This is a genomic window from Hydrogenophaga pseudoflava (assembly GCF_004353865.1).
Taxonomy (GTDB): domain Bacteria; phylum Pseudomonadota; class Gammaproteobacteria; order Burkholderiales; family Burkholderiaceae_C; genus Hydrogenophaga; species Hydrogenophaga pseudoflava.
In genome coordinates this window covers 1,598,817-1,612,956 of record NZ_CP037867.1, presented here as the reverse complement: position 1 = coordinate 1,612,956, position 14,140 = coordinate 1,598,817, and the positions used below count along the sequence as shown (strand labels likewise).

At 67.9% G+C, this 14,140-nt stretch carries 12 protein-coding genes; 8 read left to right on the top strand and 4 right to left on the bottom strand.

The window, feature by feature from the left end; genetic code table 11:
• Positions 1-19: 19 nt before the first annotated feature.
• Positions 20-547 (top strand): MarR family winged helix-turn-helix transcriptional regulator, encoded by a 528-nt coding sequence (locus HPF_RS07895; RefSeq protein ID WP_084396942.1) that lies wholly within the window; start codon positions 20-22, stop codon positions 545-547.
• A 125-nt stretch (positions 548-672) separates the two neighbouring features.
• Complete coding sequence (locus HPF_RS07890) at positions 673-1,020, top strand: winged helix-turn-helix transcriptional regulator (RefSeq protein WP_066150278.1); 348 nt, start codon at positions 673-675, stop codon at positions 1,018-1,020.
• A 7-nt stretch (positions 1,021-1,027) separates the two neighbouring features.
• Here HPF_RS07890 and HPF_RS07885 read toward each other — a convergent pair whose 3' ends face one another.
• Positions 1,028-1,873 carry a fumarylacetoacetate hydrolase family protein gene (locus HPF_RS07885; protein WP_133156258.1) on the bottom strand — a complete coding sequence of 282 codons (846 nt, stop codon included), beginning with the start codon at positions 1,871-1,873 and terminating at the stop codon, positions 1,028-1,030.
• Between the two features lie 135 nt (positions 1,874-2,008).
• On the opposite strand from HPF_RS07885, the gene grpE reads away from it, so the two are divergent.
• The 3 genes from grpE to dnaJ all read left to right on the top strand — a co-directional run bounded on the left by grpE (position 2,009) and on the right by dnaJ (position 5,855).
• Positions 2,009-2,557: a nucleotide exchange factor GrpE gene (gene grpE / locus HPF_RS07880; protein ID WP_133156257.1), complete on the top strand. Its 549-nt coding sequence runs from the start codon at positions 2,009-2,011 to the stop codon at positions 2,555-2,557.
• A 128-nt stretch (positions 2,558-2,685) separates the two neighbouring features.
• A complete protein-coding gene (dnaK, locus tag HPF_RS07875) occupies positions 2,686-4,632 on the top strand; it encodes a molecular chaperone DnaK (RefSeq protein WP_066150268.1) in 1,947 nt (648 codons plus the stop codon).
• A gap of 86 nt (positions 4,633-4,718) precedes the next feature.
• The gene (gene dnaJ / locus HPF_RS07870) at positions 4,719-5,855 is read left to right on the top strand and encodes a molecular chaperone DnaJ (RefSeq protein WP_133156256.1); all 1,137 of its coding nucleotides are present in this window, start codon (positions 4,719-4,721) and stop codon (positions 5,853-5,855) included.
• 285 nt (positions 5,856-6,140) lie between these two features.
• Here the strand turns inward: dnaJ and HPF_RS07860 are convergent, their stop codons facing one another.
• From HPF_RS07860 to HPF_RS07850, 3 genes are read right to left on the bottom strand one after another with little or no spacing between them, the layout of a single operon-like run.
• Complete coding sequence (locus tag HPF_RS07860) at positions 6,141-7,115, bottom strand: Bug family tripartite tricarboxylate transporter substrate binding protein (protein ID WP_133156255.1); 975 nt, start codon at positions 7,113-7,115, stop codon at positions 6,141-6,143.
• Between the two features lie 44 nt (positions 7,116-7,159).
• A complete protein-coding gene (locus HPF_RS07855; protein WP_066150262.1) occupies positions 7,160-8,419 on the bottom strand; it encodes an alkyl sulfatase dimerization domain-containing protein in 1,260 nt (419 codons plus the stop codon).
• Positions 8,416-9,129 carry a TetR/AcrR family transcriptional regulator gene (locus HPF_RS07850; RefSeq protein ID WP_066150258.1) on the bottom strand — a complete coding sequence of 238 codons (714 nt, stop codon included), beginning with the start codon at positions 9,127-9,129 and terminating at the stop codon, positions 8,416-8,418. The genes HPF_RS07855 and HPF_RS07850 overlap by 4 nt, the downstream gene beginning before the upstream one ends.
• Before the next feature lie 83 nt (positions 9,130-9,212).
• Between HPF_RS07850 and HPF_RS07845 the strand changes: the two genes are divergently transcribed.
• Genes HPF_RS07845 through HPF_RS07835 form a run of 3 tightly spaced genes read left to right on the top strand, consistent with a single transcriptional unit; the run spans position 9,213 to position 14,082 of the window.
• Positions 9,213-11,363, top strand: a complete 2,151-nt coding sequence (locus HPF_RS07845) for an acetate--CoA ligase family protein (RefSeq protein ID WP_133156254.1) — start codon at positions 9,213-9,215, stop codon at positions 11,361-11,363.
• Positions 11,360-12,718, top strand: a complete 1,359-nt coding sequence (locus HPF_RS07840) for a DUF1254 domain-containing protein (protein WP_133156253.1) — start codon at positions 11,360-11,362, stop codon at positions 12,716-12,718. The genes HPF_RS07845 and HPF_RS07840 overlap by 4 nt, the downstream gene beginning before the upstream one ends.
• On the top strand, positions 12,715-14,082 hold the full coding sequence (locus tag HPF_RS07835; RefSeq protein ID WP_133156252.1) for a DUF1254 domain-containing protein: 1,368 nt from the start codon (positions 12,715-12,717) through the stop codon (positions 14,080-14,082). The genes HPF_RS07840 and HPF_RS07835 overlap by 4 nt, the downstream gene beginning before the upstream one ends.
• Positions 14,083-14,140 lie beyond the last annotated feature (58 nt).

Below are 14,140 nucleotides of genomic sequence, written 5' to 3'. Positions count from 1 at the left end.
ACCGGTATCCTCTGCAACCATGTCCGAAACGACCGTCGCCAACGCCCTGCGCCGCCCGCGCAGCCCCCGCAAGACCACCGAACCCGTGGCCCGAGCCACGCCCGTGGCCGACAGCGAGGGCCGGATCGACACCAGCTACCTCGAAACCCTGCTGGGCTACAACGCCCGGCGCGCCGCGCTGGCGGTCATCGGCGTGTTCCTGCAGCGCATGGCGCCCTACGGCCTGCGCCCGGTGGATTTTTCGGTGCTGACCCTGATCGCCCACAACCCCGGCATCACCTCGCGCCAGATCTGCGCCGCGCTGGACATCCTGCCGCCCAACCTCGTGGGCATGATCAAGAGCCTGGACAAGCGCGGCCTGATCGAGCGCCGGCCGCACCCCACCGACCGGCGCGCCCAGGGCCTGCACCTCTCGCCCACAGGCCGCAAGCTGCAGAAAGACGCCCAGGCCACAGCGACGAAGCTGGAACGGGACGTGGCCAGCCGCCTGTCGGAGCAGGAGCTGGACCAGCTCAAGGAGCTGCTTCAGCGCGTCTATTCCAGGTGATGCAATCCGGGTAAATCCCGAGCGTGCTTTCCCGGTGGGACTGGCTTTCCAGCTAGCGAACTGCTAGCGCCCGCCGTATAGTGGTTTCAAGCCTCGACGCAGAAGGCTGGTCCAGGAGACAAACCATGAGTGCCAAAGACCATGCGGCGGTCATTCAGCTGTTCGACCTGCTCGAGTCGCGCTACGCGATGCGTGTGATCTGGGCCTTGAGCGACGGGCATCCGCAGACCTTCCGCCTGCTCCAGGACAGCATCGGTGGCGTCACCCCCAACACGCTCAACACCCGTCTGAAGGAACTGCGGGCCGCCCGACTGGTGGACCACACCGGCGACGGCTACCGCCTCACCCACCAGGGCGCCGACCTGGCACGCCGCATGGTCGACGTGCAGCAGTTCGCCGGCCGCTGGGCCCATCAGCAGGCCCGCGCGGCGATGGCGGTTTCCACCCCAACGGCCGCCGCGCACGCCCCCTGAAACCGGGTCAAGGCGTCGGCACGACCTTCTGCCGCTGCTGGCCCAGTCCCCGTCCGCCCAGCGTCACCACATCGCCCACCTTGAGGAACACCGGCGGCTTCTGGCCCATGCCCACGCCGGGCGGCGTGCCGGTGGGGATCACATCGCCCGGCTGCAGCGCCATGAAGCGGCTGAGGTAGCTCACGATCTGGGCCACGCCGAAGATCATGGTCCGGGTGTTGCCGGTCTGGCGTCGCACACCGTTCACGTCCAGCCAGAGGTCCACGTCCTGCGGGTCGCCCAGTTCGTCGGGCGTGACCAGCCAGGGGCCGACCGGGCAGTGCGTGGGGTAGCTCTTGCCCTTGGTCCACTGGCCCTCGTACTCGGTCTGGTAGGCGCGCTCCGAGACATCGTTGACCAGGCAGAAGCCGGCCACGTGCTGCAGCGCGTCTGCTTCGCTGACATGAAAGGCACGCTCGCCGATCACGATGCCCAGTTCCACCTCCCAGTCCATCTTCTGCGAGCCGGGCGGCAGCCAGATGTCGTCGTCCGGGCCGCTGATGGCGCCGTTGTGCTTGTTGAACACGATGGGCTGGCCGGGCACCTTCATGCCAGACTCGGCCGCGTGGTCGGAATAGTTCAGGCCGATGCAGACCACATTGCCCACGCCGCCCACACAGGCGCCGATGCGCCGGCCCTCGGCCACCAGCGGCAGCGTGGACGGGTCTAGCGCGTGCAGCCGGGCCATAGAATCACGCCCCAGCACGGTGCCGGCGATGTCCGACACCACGCCCGAGAGGTCGCGCAGCCCGCCGCGGGCATCGATCAGACCGGGTTTCTCGGCGCCCAGCGGGCCATGGCGAAAGAGTTTCATGACAGGGTTCCGTGCAAAAAGCCCCGATTCTCACCGCCATCGCGTGTTTCTGGACGTCACCTCTTGAACGGGCCGGCGGCGCCCCCACCTACCGCACACGGCGATCTATGCCCTTGTTTTATTTGAATTTTTGACATGACCCAAGCCCAGAACCCCGCTGAAAATGCCCCGCAGAGCACCGAAGAAGCCCTGGCCGCCGCCGCGGTGGCCGAAGCCGACGCACTGGCCGCCCTGACCAACGAGGTCGCCGAGCTGAAGGCCAAGAACGCCGAGCTGGCCGAGCAGTTCCTGCGCGCCAAGGCCGAGGCCCAGAACACCATGCGCCGCGCCGAGGAAGAAATGGCCAAGGCCCGCAAGTTCGCGGTGGAGAGCTTCGCCGAGGGCCTGCTGCCGGTGCTCGACAGCTTCGAAGCCGGTCTGGCCATCCAGGAAGCGACGCTGGAGCAGATGCGCGAGGGCTCGGAAGCCACGCTGCGGCAGCTGCGCAGCGCCCTGGAGCGCCACAAGGTGGTGGCGATTGCGCCCGAGGTCGGCGCCAAGTTCGACCCCGCCCAGCACCAGGCCATCAGCCTGGTGCCGGCCGACCAGCCCACCAACACCGTGGTGACCGTGCTGCAGAAGGGCTACCTGATCGCCGAGCGCGTGCTGCGCCCCGCACTGGTCACGGTCGCGGCCCCCAAGTAAAGAACCGCGGACGGAGAAGAAAACCGGCGCTCAGGCCTTGAAAAGCCCACCGGTTATCCACACCTCCTCCACAACGGGTCCACACCCACCCCACACACTTATTCAAACTTTCGAAAACGGAGCAGAACATGGGAAAAATCATCGGCATCGACCTGGGCACCACCAACAGCTGCGTGTCCATCATGGAAGGCAACACCACCAAGGTGATCGAGAACTCGGAAGGTGCGCGCACCACGCCGTCGATCGTGGCCTACCAGGAAGACGGTGAAGTGCTGGTCGGCGCCTCGGCCAAGCGCCAGGCCGTGACCAACCCCAAGAACACGCTCTACGCCATCAAGCGCCTGATCGGCCGCAAGTTCACCGAGAAGGAAGTGCAGAAGGACATCGACCTGATGCCCTACTCCATCGTGGCCGCCGACAACGGCGACGCCTGGGTGGAAGTGCGCGGCAAGAAGATCTCGGCCCAGCAGGTCAGTGCCGACATCCTGCGCAAGATGAAGAAGACCGCCGAGGATTACCTGGGCGAGCCCGTGACCGAAGCCGTCATCACCGTGCCGGCCTATTTCAACGACGCCCAGCGCCAGGCCACCAAGGACGCCGGCCGCATCGCCGGTCTGGAAGTCAAGCGCATCATCAACGAGCCCACCGCTGCGGCCCTGGCCTTCGGCCTGGACAAGCAGGAAAAGGGCGACCGCAAGATCGCCGTGTACGACCTGGGCGGTGGCACCTTCGACGTGTCCATCATCGAGATCGCCGACGTTGACGGTGAAAAGCAGTTCGAAGTGCTGTCCACCAACGGCGACACCTTCCTGGGCGGCGAAGACTTCGACCAGCGCATCATCGACTTCATCATCGGCGAGTTCAAGAAGGAACAAGGCGTCGACCTGTCCAAGGACGTGCTGGCCCTGCAGCGCCTGAAGGAAGCCGCCGAAAAGGCCAAGATCGAGCTGTCCAGCTCGGCCGCGACCGACATCAACCTGCCCTACATCACGGCCGACGCCTCGGGTCCGAAGCACCTGAACATCAAGCTGACCCGCGCCAAGCTGGAAGCCCTGGTGGAAGAGCTGATCGAGCGCACGATTGCGCCCTGCCGCACCGCCATCAAGGACGCCGGCATCAGCGTGGGCGACATCCACGACGTGATCCTGGTCGGCGGCATGACCCGCATGCCCAAGGTGCAGGAGAAGGTCAAGGAGTTCTTCGGCAAGGACCCGCGCAAGGACGTGAACCCCGACGAAGCCGTGGCCGTGGGCGCCGCCATCCAGGGCCAGGTGCTCTCGGGTGACCGCAAGGACGTGCTGCTGCTGGACGTGACCCCGCTGTCGCTGGGCATCGAGACCATGGGCGGCGTCATGACCAAGATGATCGCCAAGAACACCACGATCCCGACCAAGTTCTCGCAGGTCTTCTCGACCGCCGAGGACAACCAGCCGGCCGTGACCATCAAGGTGTTCCAGGGCGAGCGCGAAATCGCTTCCGGCAACAAGCTGCTGGGCGAGTTCAACCTCGAAGGCATCCCCAGCGCACCGCGTGGCATGCCGCAGATCGAAGTGACCTTCGACATCGACGCCAACGGCATCCTGCACGTCGGCGCCAAGGACAAGGGCACCGGCAAGGAAAACAAGATCACCATCAAGGCGAACTCCGGCCTGTCCGAGGCCGAGATCCAGCAGATGGTGAAGGACGCCGAACTCAACGCCGCCGAAGACCACAAGAAGGTCGAACTGGTGCAGGCTCGCAACCAGGCCGAGGCCTCGGTGCACAGCGTCAAGAAGAGCCTGGGCGAACACGGCGACAAGCTCGAAGCCGCTGAAAAGAGCGCCATCGAGGACGCGATCAAGGCCCTGGAAGAAGCCGCCAAGGGCGACGACAAGGCCGCCATCGAAGCCAAGACCGAGGCCCTGATGACCGCCAGCCAGAAGCTGGGCGAGAAGGTGTACGCCGCCTCGCAGGCCGAAGCCGCCGCCGCGGCGGGTGCCGCCGGTGGGGCCGAACAGGCCAGCGCCGGTGCCTCGTCCAGCGCCAAGGACGACGACATCGTCGACGCCGAAGTCAAGGAAGTGAAGAAGGGCTGATCGGCCGCCCCGCCGATTGACCGTTACCGCCGCGTCGGGGCAACCTGGCGCGGCGTTTGTGCTCAACAGAACCCCGATTGACCACCATGGCCAAACGCGACTTTTACGAAGTGCTGGGCGTGCCCAAGAACGCTTCGGACGACGAGATCAAGAAGGCGTATCGCAAGCTGGCGATGAAGTACCACCCGGACCGCAACCAGGGTGATGCCGCCAAGGGCGCCGAAGAAAAATTCAAAGAGGCCAAAGAGGCCTACGAGATGCTGTCGGATCCGCAGAAGAAGGCGGCTTACGACCAGTACGGCCACGCCGGCGTGGACCCGAACATGCGAGGCCCGGGCGGCCCCGGTGCGGAAGGCTTTGCCGGTTTCGGCGAGGCCTTCGGCGACATCTTCGGCGACATCTTCGGCGGCGCCCGCCGCGGCGGTGGCGGCCGGCAGGTGTACCGCGGCGCTGACCTGTCCTACGCCATGGAAATCACGCTGGAAGAAGCGGCCACCGGCAAGGAAACGCAGATCCGCATCCCCAGCTGGGACGACTGCGAGACCTGCAAGGGCACCGGCGCCAAGCCGGGCACCAGCGTCAAGACCTGCAGCACCTGCCACGGCCAGGGCGTGGTGCAGATGCGCCAGGGTTTCTTCAGCGTGCAGCAGACCTGCCCGCACTGCCACGGCACCGGCAAGATCATTCCCGAGCCCTGCACCACCTGCAGCGGCCAGGGCAAGATCAAGAAGCAGAAGACGCTGGAAATCAAGATCCCCGCGGGCATCGACGACGGCCAGCGCATCCGCTCCAGCGGCAACGGCGAACCGGGCCAGAACGGCGGGCCGGCCGGCGACCTCTACATCGAGATCCGGCTGCGCAAGCACGACATCTTCGAACGCGAGGGCGACGACCTGCACTGCCAGGTGCCGGTGAGCATGACCACAGCCGCCCTGGGCGGCGAGATCGACGTGCCCACGCTGCAAGGCAAGGCCACCATCGACCTGCCCGAAGGGACGCAGAGCGGCAAGACCTTCCGCCTGCGCGGCAAGGGCGTCAAGGGCGTGCGCAGCAGCTACCCCGGCGACCTGTACTGCCACGTGGCGGTGGAGACGCCGGTGAAGCTGACCGAACACCAGCGCAAGCTGCTCAAGGAACTCGACGAGTCGTTCAAGAAAGGCGGTCACAAGCACAGCCCGAACGACAAGGGGTGGTTCGAGAAAGCGAAGGACTTCTTCAGCTGATATTTCGCGCTGAAGGGTTCAGAAATGCAAAGGGGCGACGGGTGACCGTCGCCCTTTTTCATGGCACTTCGACATGGCGGTCGAGTCGATCATGGGCTGCGCCTTGGCGCGGTCGCCATTGGTGGTGATCAGTCAAAGGCGCTTGGCGCTCATCTGCGCCTTGAGCGTGCCGGGGAAGCTGAACCAGTAGACCGGCGCGACGAAGACGAGGTCGGTGCAGGCCAGGAACCACTTCGCTACGCTGCACGGCCTGGATGATGCAGCCCCTCTTCCTGGCTGCGCGCCTCAATCCACTTTGATGTTGCCTCTGCGCACGATGTCGCCCCACTCCTTCACGTCGTTGCGCACCGTGGCCCCGAACTCTTCAGGCGTCTTGACGGGCCAGTCGCTCAGGCCCGCCTTGCTCAGGGTTTCGCGCATTTCGGGCAGTTGCAGGAGACGGTGCACCTCGGCGTTGATGGCATTGACGATGGCCGGCGGCGTGCCAGCGGGCGCGAACATGCCATACCAAGAGGCCAGGTCGAACTTGACGCCCTGCTCGGTCATGGTCTTGATCTCTGGCATGGTGGACAGGCGGTTCGGTCCGCTGATGGCCAGCGCCTTGATCTTGCCCGCCTGGATCAGCGGCAACGCTGAGGCCGTGGCGGAAAACGCCACCTGGATGACACCACCGGCCAGGTCGGTGTTGGCGGCGGCCGACGACTTGTACGGCACGTGGCGGATTTTCACGCCTGTCTGCTGCTTGAGCGCCTCCATGCTGAGGTGCCCCCCCGAGCCGTTGCCCCACGAACCGTAGGCCAGCTCGTCTTCAGGTTTGGCCTTCACGTAGGCGATGAACTCCTTGAGGTCCTTGACCGGCATGGACGCGGGCACGACGAGGAAGTTGCCACCCGAACCGATCTGCACGATGGGCGCGAAGTCCTTGGCGCCGTCATAGCCGGTCTTGGGGTAGAGGCTCTGGTTGACCACCTGCGCCGCCGTGTACGAGAACAGCAGGGTGTACCCATCGGCCGGCTGCTTCGCCACGTATTCGGTGCCGATCATGCCGTTGGCACCCGCCCGGTTGTCGACCACGAAGGGTTGGCCGAACTTGCGGCTGAGCGCGTCGGTGAAGATGCGGGCGGTGATGTCGGTGCCGCTGCCGGCGGCGCCGGGCACCACCACTTTCACGGGCTTGGTGGGCCATTGTTGTGCGAGCGCGCTGCCGGACCAGGCCAGTGGCAACGAGACGGCCAGGGAGGCCACGATGGACTTGAACATGTTTGTCTCCTTTTTGGGGTGGGTGTGATGGGCGAACAGGGAAGTCAATGAATGCCGAAGCGGGCCTGCTGCCCTTTTTCGAGCAGGTCCGCGCAACCGTGGTAGAGGCTCTTGGACACATAGCTGCGCACATCGCTGGCCCGCCGGCGCAGCCAGTGCGCCTTCAACTGCCGGGCGGTGTGTACATCAGGGTCGTCGACATCGAGCAGCGCCAGCAGGTCGACGACGTGCAGCGCCAGCTGCCACTCGGACCGGTCGGCCAGGCGCCGGGCCTCGGCCAGGACCGCGGGTTTGTCGGTGAGGGCACGCGCCAGCGCGGCCGACACCGCCGACGGCGCCGCGGGGTGCAGCTGGGTCGGGTTGCGGTCCCACCAGCCATTCTCGGAACGGTAGACGTCGCGCACGATCCAGTGCGGGTCGCCATAGGTGGGTTGCATCCAGGGCTGAGCGAACAGGTCGGCTGGAAAGCGCACGGCTTCCAGGATCTCTCGCTCGCCCAGGCCCTGGTTCATCAGCCGCACCACCTCGTCGCGCACCCAGCGCAGGGCGCGCGCGGTGTCCAGCAGCACGCGCTGCACCTCCTGTTCGCCCTCAATGCAGGGACCGAATTCGCGCACCACGCGCTGTGGCCGCAGGTGCGCCAGGCGCTCCAGCGTGCCGGCCCAGCGCACCGTGTCGCGCTGCGTGCGAAAGGGCGTGCCCAGATTGGGAATCGAGTCGATCACTGCCGGCCCGCCGTACAGCACCCGTTCGGCCGGGCACCAGAGCGCCACCGCGTCGTCGGTTTCCGACGGGCTCCAGATCAGCACCACGTGGCGGCCGTTCAGGTCCCCGAGCACGAGCGCCGTATCGAACACTTCAGCCGGGTCGTGCACCGGGAACTTGCCGGTCATGGTGCCGGGCTCGCGGCGGAACTGCAGTTCGGCCATGCGTTCCTGCAGCGCCATGGTCTCGCGGTAGCGCGCAGCGCGCCGTGGCAGATTGGCATGGGCGATCACGCGCGGCGGCGCGTCGCCGCGCTGCCGCGCGTGTTCCAGCCACAGCGGCAGGCCGCTGTTGTAGCCGATGTGCCCGTGCGAGAAGCAGATGGCATGCACCGGCCGATCGGACACCGTCCGGAGCGAATCGATCATGCCCCTGGTGACCTTTCCGCCAGGGCCGCTGTCGATCACCACCAGCCCGGCGTCGATCTCTGCGACGAAGGTGTTGCCCTGACCACGCACGATCCACAGGCCGGGAGCCACCGCGTCGACGCCTTCGCCCGTGATCAGAAACGCATCGCTTGTGGAAGGCTTGGTGTTCATGTCGGTTCTCCGGAGGGGGCTTTCATGCCGGCGACGAGGAACTCGATGGTGTGTCGCACCAGAGCGTCGTAGCGGCGGCGGGTGGGTGATGTCACAGGTCCGTGGTCGCTGATCCAGCGCGCCAGCGTGAACACGATTTCGTTGCTGATCAGCCGCATGCGGTCATGGAAGGTGCGCTCGGGCAGATCCGGCAGCGCCGCGCGCAGCAGCCGGGCAATGCGCGTGTGGCCGCTCAGATAGATCGGGTCGACGATGTCGTAGGGGTTCAGCCGGGGACTGAAAGTGGCCTGTGCCGCCACCCGCACGTAGTCCGCACCCCAGGGCTGGTCGCGCACGGTGCTGGCGAGTGCGTCCAGCGACTCGCGCACCAGCGCCTCCACATCGCCAGCACGCCCGGCGGCTTCAAGCGCGTCCAGCCGCGCATGACGGTCCTCGTTGATGAACCATAGACGCCTGGCCAGCAACAGGGCTATGAGCTGTTCGCGGCTGCCGAAGTGGTAGCGGGCGGCAGAGAGGTTTCGCTGCCCGCTGGCCGCGACGATCTCCCGCAGAGACACCTGCTCGATGCCTTTTTCCGCAAACAGCGGCTCGGCCACGTCGAGCATGTGGCGAGCCGTCGCCGACAGCTGTGCGTCGGGCGATTCGGTCGCACGCTGGATGGTGACCTGGCTGACGCGTTTGCGACTGAGAGTGGTGCTGGTGTTTGACATTTGTGCAATCCGACTGTTTTAATTCGCTCGAATTACTTTAATTCAGTCACATTAAATTGACAAGAGCAACGGACAGGAGACACATGAGCGACAAACCCCAGAACGACACCGGCCAGCGGCTGCAGACGCTCTCGGCCATCTTTGCCCCCCGCTCGGTCGCGGTGGTCGGTGCCTCCGACACGGTGAGCAAGATCGGTGGCATCCCGGTCGATTTCATGAAGCGCTTTGGCTACGCTGGCCGGGTGCTGCCGGTCAACCCGAAACAGACCACGGTGCAGGGCCTGCCGGCCTTCCCCTCGCTGCAGGCCATTGGCGAGCCGGTGGACCTGGCCATCTTCGCCATCCCTGCCTCGCTCTCGCGCGCCGCGCTGGAAGACGCTGTGGCCGCTGGCGTCAAGGGCGTGGTGATGTTCACCTCGGGCTTTGCCGAGACTGGCGACGACGGAGCGGGCCAGCAGGCCGAGCTCACTGCCATCGCCCGCCGTGGCGGCGTGCGCCTGCTGGGTCCGAACTGCCTGGGTTTCATGAACGTGGGCGAACAGCTCTACGCCACCTTCTCGCCGGCACCGGCCAGCGGCCAGGTGCGGCACGGGCCGATCGGCCTGGTCAGCCAGTCGGGGGCATTCGGTGCCTATGCCTACGCGCTGGCGCGCGAGCGCGGCATCGGCCTGTCGCACTGGATCACCACCGGCAACGAGGCGGACATCGACTTCGCCGACTGCGTGGAGTGGCTGGCGCACGACCCGCAGACGCGGGTGATCATGGGCTACATGGAGGGCTGCCGCAACGGTCCGCGACTGCGCCAGGCACTGGCCGCAGCACAGGCCGCGCGCAAGCCGGTGGTCATCGTCAAGGTTGGCCGCACGGAGGCGGGCGCCAAGGCAGCCGCCTCGCACACCGCGGCGCTGGCGGGCAACGACGCCGTCTACGACGCGGTGTTCCGCGAATACGGCGTGCACCGCGCCAAAGACATCACCGAGTTTTTCGGCGTCGCCGCCGCCGCGGCGATCGGCGGTCTGCCGCGCGATGCGTCATTGGGCCTGTTCACCGTCTCGGGGGGCGTCGGCGTGCTGATGGCCGACGAGGCCAGCCAGGCCGGGCTCGACCTGAGGCCGATGCCTGACACGGCCCAGGCCACCATCCGCGAGTGGGTGCCTTTCGCTGCGCCCACCAACCCGGTCGACATCACGGGCCAGGTCACCAACGATGCCACGCTGATCGAACGCACCGCGCGCCTGATGCTGGACCAGGGTGGCTACGCGAGCTGGATCGGCTTCCTGGCCGCCGCCGGCACCGCCGAACGCTTCTGGCCGGTGCTGGAGTCGCTGGTCACCAACCTGCGCAGAGACTACCCCGACAAGCTGCTGGCCCTGAGCACCTTGCTCACGCCCGCACGCCGGCAGGCCCTGGAGGCCCTGGGCTGCATGGTGTTCAGCGAACCCACCGAGGCCGTGCGCACCGTGTCCGCACTGGCGCGCCTGGCCCAGCGCCTGGACGCCCCGGTGGTGCCCGCCGACGAGCCGGCACCACCGCTCAGCCTGCCGGCGCGGGTGCTGAACGAGCCCGAGTCACTGGCCGCGCTGGCGCAGGCCGGCCTGCGCGTGGTGCCGCACGCCCTGGTGCACAGCGCCGACGAAGCCGTGGCTGCGGCCGGACACCTGGGCTCGGCGGTGGTGCTCAAGATCGTGTCGGCCGACATCCTGCACAAGTCCGATGCAGGTGGCGTGGTGCTCAACCTGCAGGGCGCCGAGGCCGTGCGCGACGGGTATGCCCGCCTGATGGCGGCCGTGCACCAGAACGTCCCCCAAGCAAGGCTGGACGGCGTGCTCGTCGCGCCCATGGTCGACCGCCACGGCACCGAATGCCTGCTGGGCGTCCAGCGCGACCCGGTGTTCGGCCCGATGGTCATGTTCGGCCTGGGCGGCGTGTTCGTCGAAACCCTGCACGACGTGGTGCTGCGCCCGGCGCCGGTGGGACTGGACCAGGCGCACGAGATGATCCGGGCCACCAAGGCACACGCCCTGCTGGCCGGCGCCCGCGGCCGTGAACCGGCCGACCTGGACCTGCTGGCACAGCAGATCGTGGCGCTGTCGCGCTTTGCCGTGGCCTGCGGCGACACGCTGGAGAGCGTGGACATCAACCCCTTCATGGCCCTGCCGGCCTCGCGCGGCGGTGGCTGCGCGGTCGATGCTGTCGTGATCGGCCGCGCTCCCGACGAACAGGAGCCCGCATGAACCCGCCCATCACAAGCACCCGCCACGCCCTGGGCCAGGCCATCGGCCTGACCGCCTTCGTCTGGGGATATCCGCTGGTGGAAAGCCTGCGCACCTGTCGCCTGCAGACCTTGACCGGCAACGGTGAGCACGCCAGCTGGCGCGCCGAAATCGACCAGTTGCAGCACGTGCGCCGGGTGTCCACCGACGCCGACCGCGACGTGGTCACGCCCGCCAACGACCTGCTCTACACCACCGGCTGGATCAACCTGGCCAATGGCCCGCGCCTGCTGCACGTGCCCGCCGCCGCCCGCCATCCGGGCCGCTACTTCGTGCTGGCGCTGTACGACGCCTGGACCAACAACTTCGACAACCCGGGCCTGCGCAACTGTGCGGCCGGGGGCGAGGCGATCTGGCTGGTCGGCCCGGACCACCCGGCCGACGCCTTGCCCGCCGACGGGCGCCGCGTGCTGCGTGCGCCCACCGACCTGGTGTGGCTGATCGCGCGGGTGCTCGCCGGTGCCGGAGACGATGTGATCGCCGCGCAGGCGCTGCAGGCCGAGATCCGGCTGGAACTGCCCGAGGGGACGCGCAGCGGCGCGCGCCCCGGTGTGGTGGACCACTGGAGCGGCCCACCGGAAGACACCATGGCCGCATGGATGGCCCGGCCCGACGACCTCGAAAACTTCGGCCCGCACTTCTTCAACAACCTGTGCCATGGCCTGGCCAGCCAGAAGGTGCCCGAGTCCGACACCGGCCTGGCCCGCTGGATCGCGAGCCAGGGCCTCATGCCCGACCTGTCCTTCGACTTCTTCCAGCTCGACGAAGCACTGCGCGCCGGGCTGCTGCAGGGGCTGCGCGACGGTGCCGCGCTGATGCTGGAAGGCTCGCGCAGCCGCAAGGCCCGGCCCTGGGCGACCCATTTCGGCCTGGGCCTCTATGGCTGCGACTACCTGGTCAGGGCCCTCACCGCCTACAAGGGGCTGGGCGCCCTGGCCGCGGACGAAGCGGTCTACGCCATGGGCGACTTCGATGCCGCCAGGGCGCCGCTGCACGGCCGTCAGCGCTACCGGCTGCGCTTCGAGCCCGGCGAGCTGCCGCCGGTCGACGCGTTCTGGTCGGTCACGCTGTACGACGCCGACCGCTTTCTGTACCCGAACGCCCTCGGCCGCCATTCCATCGGCGACCGCACGCCCGACCTGGTGCACGACGCCGACGGCGGCCTGACGCTGGCCATCTCTCACGAGCCCCCCGCAGACCGGCGCAACTGGCTGCCCGCCCCCGCCGGCCAGTTCTACCTGGTGCTGCGCATGTACCTGCCGCGCCCCGAAGTGCGCAGCTGGACCATTCCCCCTCTGCAAGCGGAGTCCGCATGAACACCCGACACGAGTACCTCTACACCCAGGCCGTGCAGGCCCTGGTCTACGCCTGGCCGCTGTACGAGATGCAGCGCATGCGCTCCGCCACCTCACCGCGCAAGCTGGCCGGCCATGGCTTCGCAGGCGAGAGCCCCGACAGCAGCCTGCGCTGGTGCAACGCCTTTGTGCACGAACGCGAACTGCTCACCGCCGGTCGCAGCCGCGTCGTGATGCCCAACAACGACACGCTCTACACCAACGCCTGGCTGGACCTGTCGGCCGGCCCGCTGGTGCTGGACATGCCCGACATGGGCGCGCGCTACCACGTGCTGGGCATGCTGGACTTCTTCACCAACCCCTTCGGCCACCCCGGCACCCGCACCCTGGGCAACGGCGGTGGCGCCGTGCTGGTCACGCCCCTTGGCTGGCAGGGCAGCGTACCAGAGGCCTTCCAGGCGCCGGGGCGGCACATCGAGGCGCCCACACCCTGGGTCTGGGTCATCGGGCGCCTGCTGATCGACGGCGCCCACGAACTGGACCAGGTGCATGCGCTGCAGGACGGGTTCGGCATCCGCAGCCTGGCCGACTGGCAGGCCGGCCGTCCCGGCGCTCCACGCCGTTTCGATGCCCGCCACGACCCGCGCGCGCCCTTCGCCCCCCAGCGCTTCCTGGCCATGGCCAACGACGCCCTGCGCGAGAACCCGCCACCTGCTGGCGACAGCGCCCTGCTCACCGGCCTGCGCGCGGTGGGCCTGGGAGCCGACGACGCCACCGTGGCACAGATGTGGGCCGACCCCGCCATGGTCGAGGTGTGGCGCCGCGCCGCCGACACGGTGCAGGCCCTGCTGGACCACCGCGCCGACGCGCTGGGCCAGCACACCCCGGCCACCGGCTGGAGCCGCTCCATGATGTCCCTCACCGGCGGCTTCGGCCACGACCATCTGCTGCGCGCCTTCGTGGCACGCCAGGGCATCGGCGCCCTCTCGCCCCATGAGGCGATCTACCCCCGCTGCGAAACCGACAGCACCGGCCGCATGCTCGACGGCGCCCAGCGCTACCGCCTGCGATTCGCACCCGGGCAGTTGCCGCCGGTCAACGCCTTCTGGTCGATCACCCTGTACAGCACGCGCGACTTCATGCTGGTCGACAACCCCATCGCGCGCTACGCCATCGGCGACCGCACACCCGGTCTGCAGCACGATGCCGACGGCGGCCTGACCCTGCACATCCAGCACGCCCCACCCTTGGACGACGCGGCCCGGGCCAACTGGCTGCCTGCGCCGGCCGACGGCTTCTTCCTCTGCCTGCGGGCCTACCTGCCGCGCGCAGAGATGCTGGACGGGCGCTACGTGCTGCCAGCCCCAGAGCCGGTCGGGGACTGAAGAAACGGCGTCCTCGGCACGCCCCGACCCGTCGCCACGGGTGGCGGCGGGCCGTACC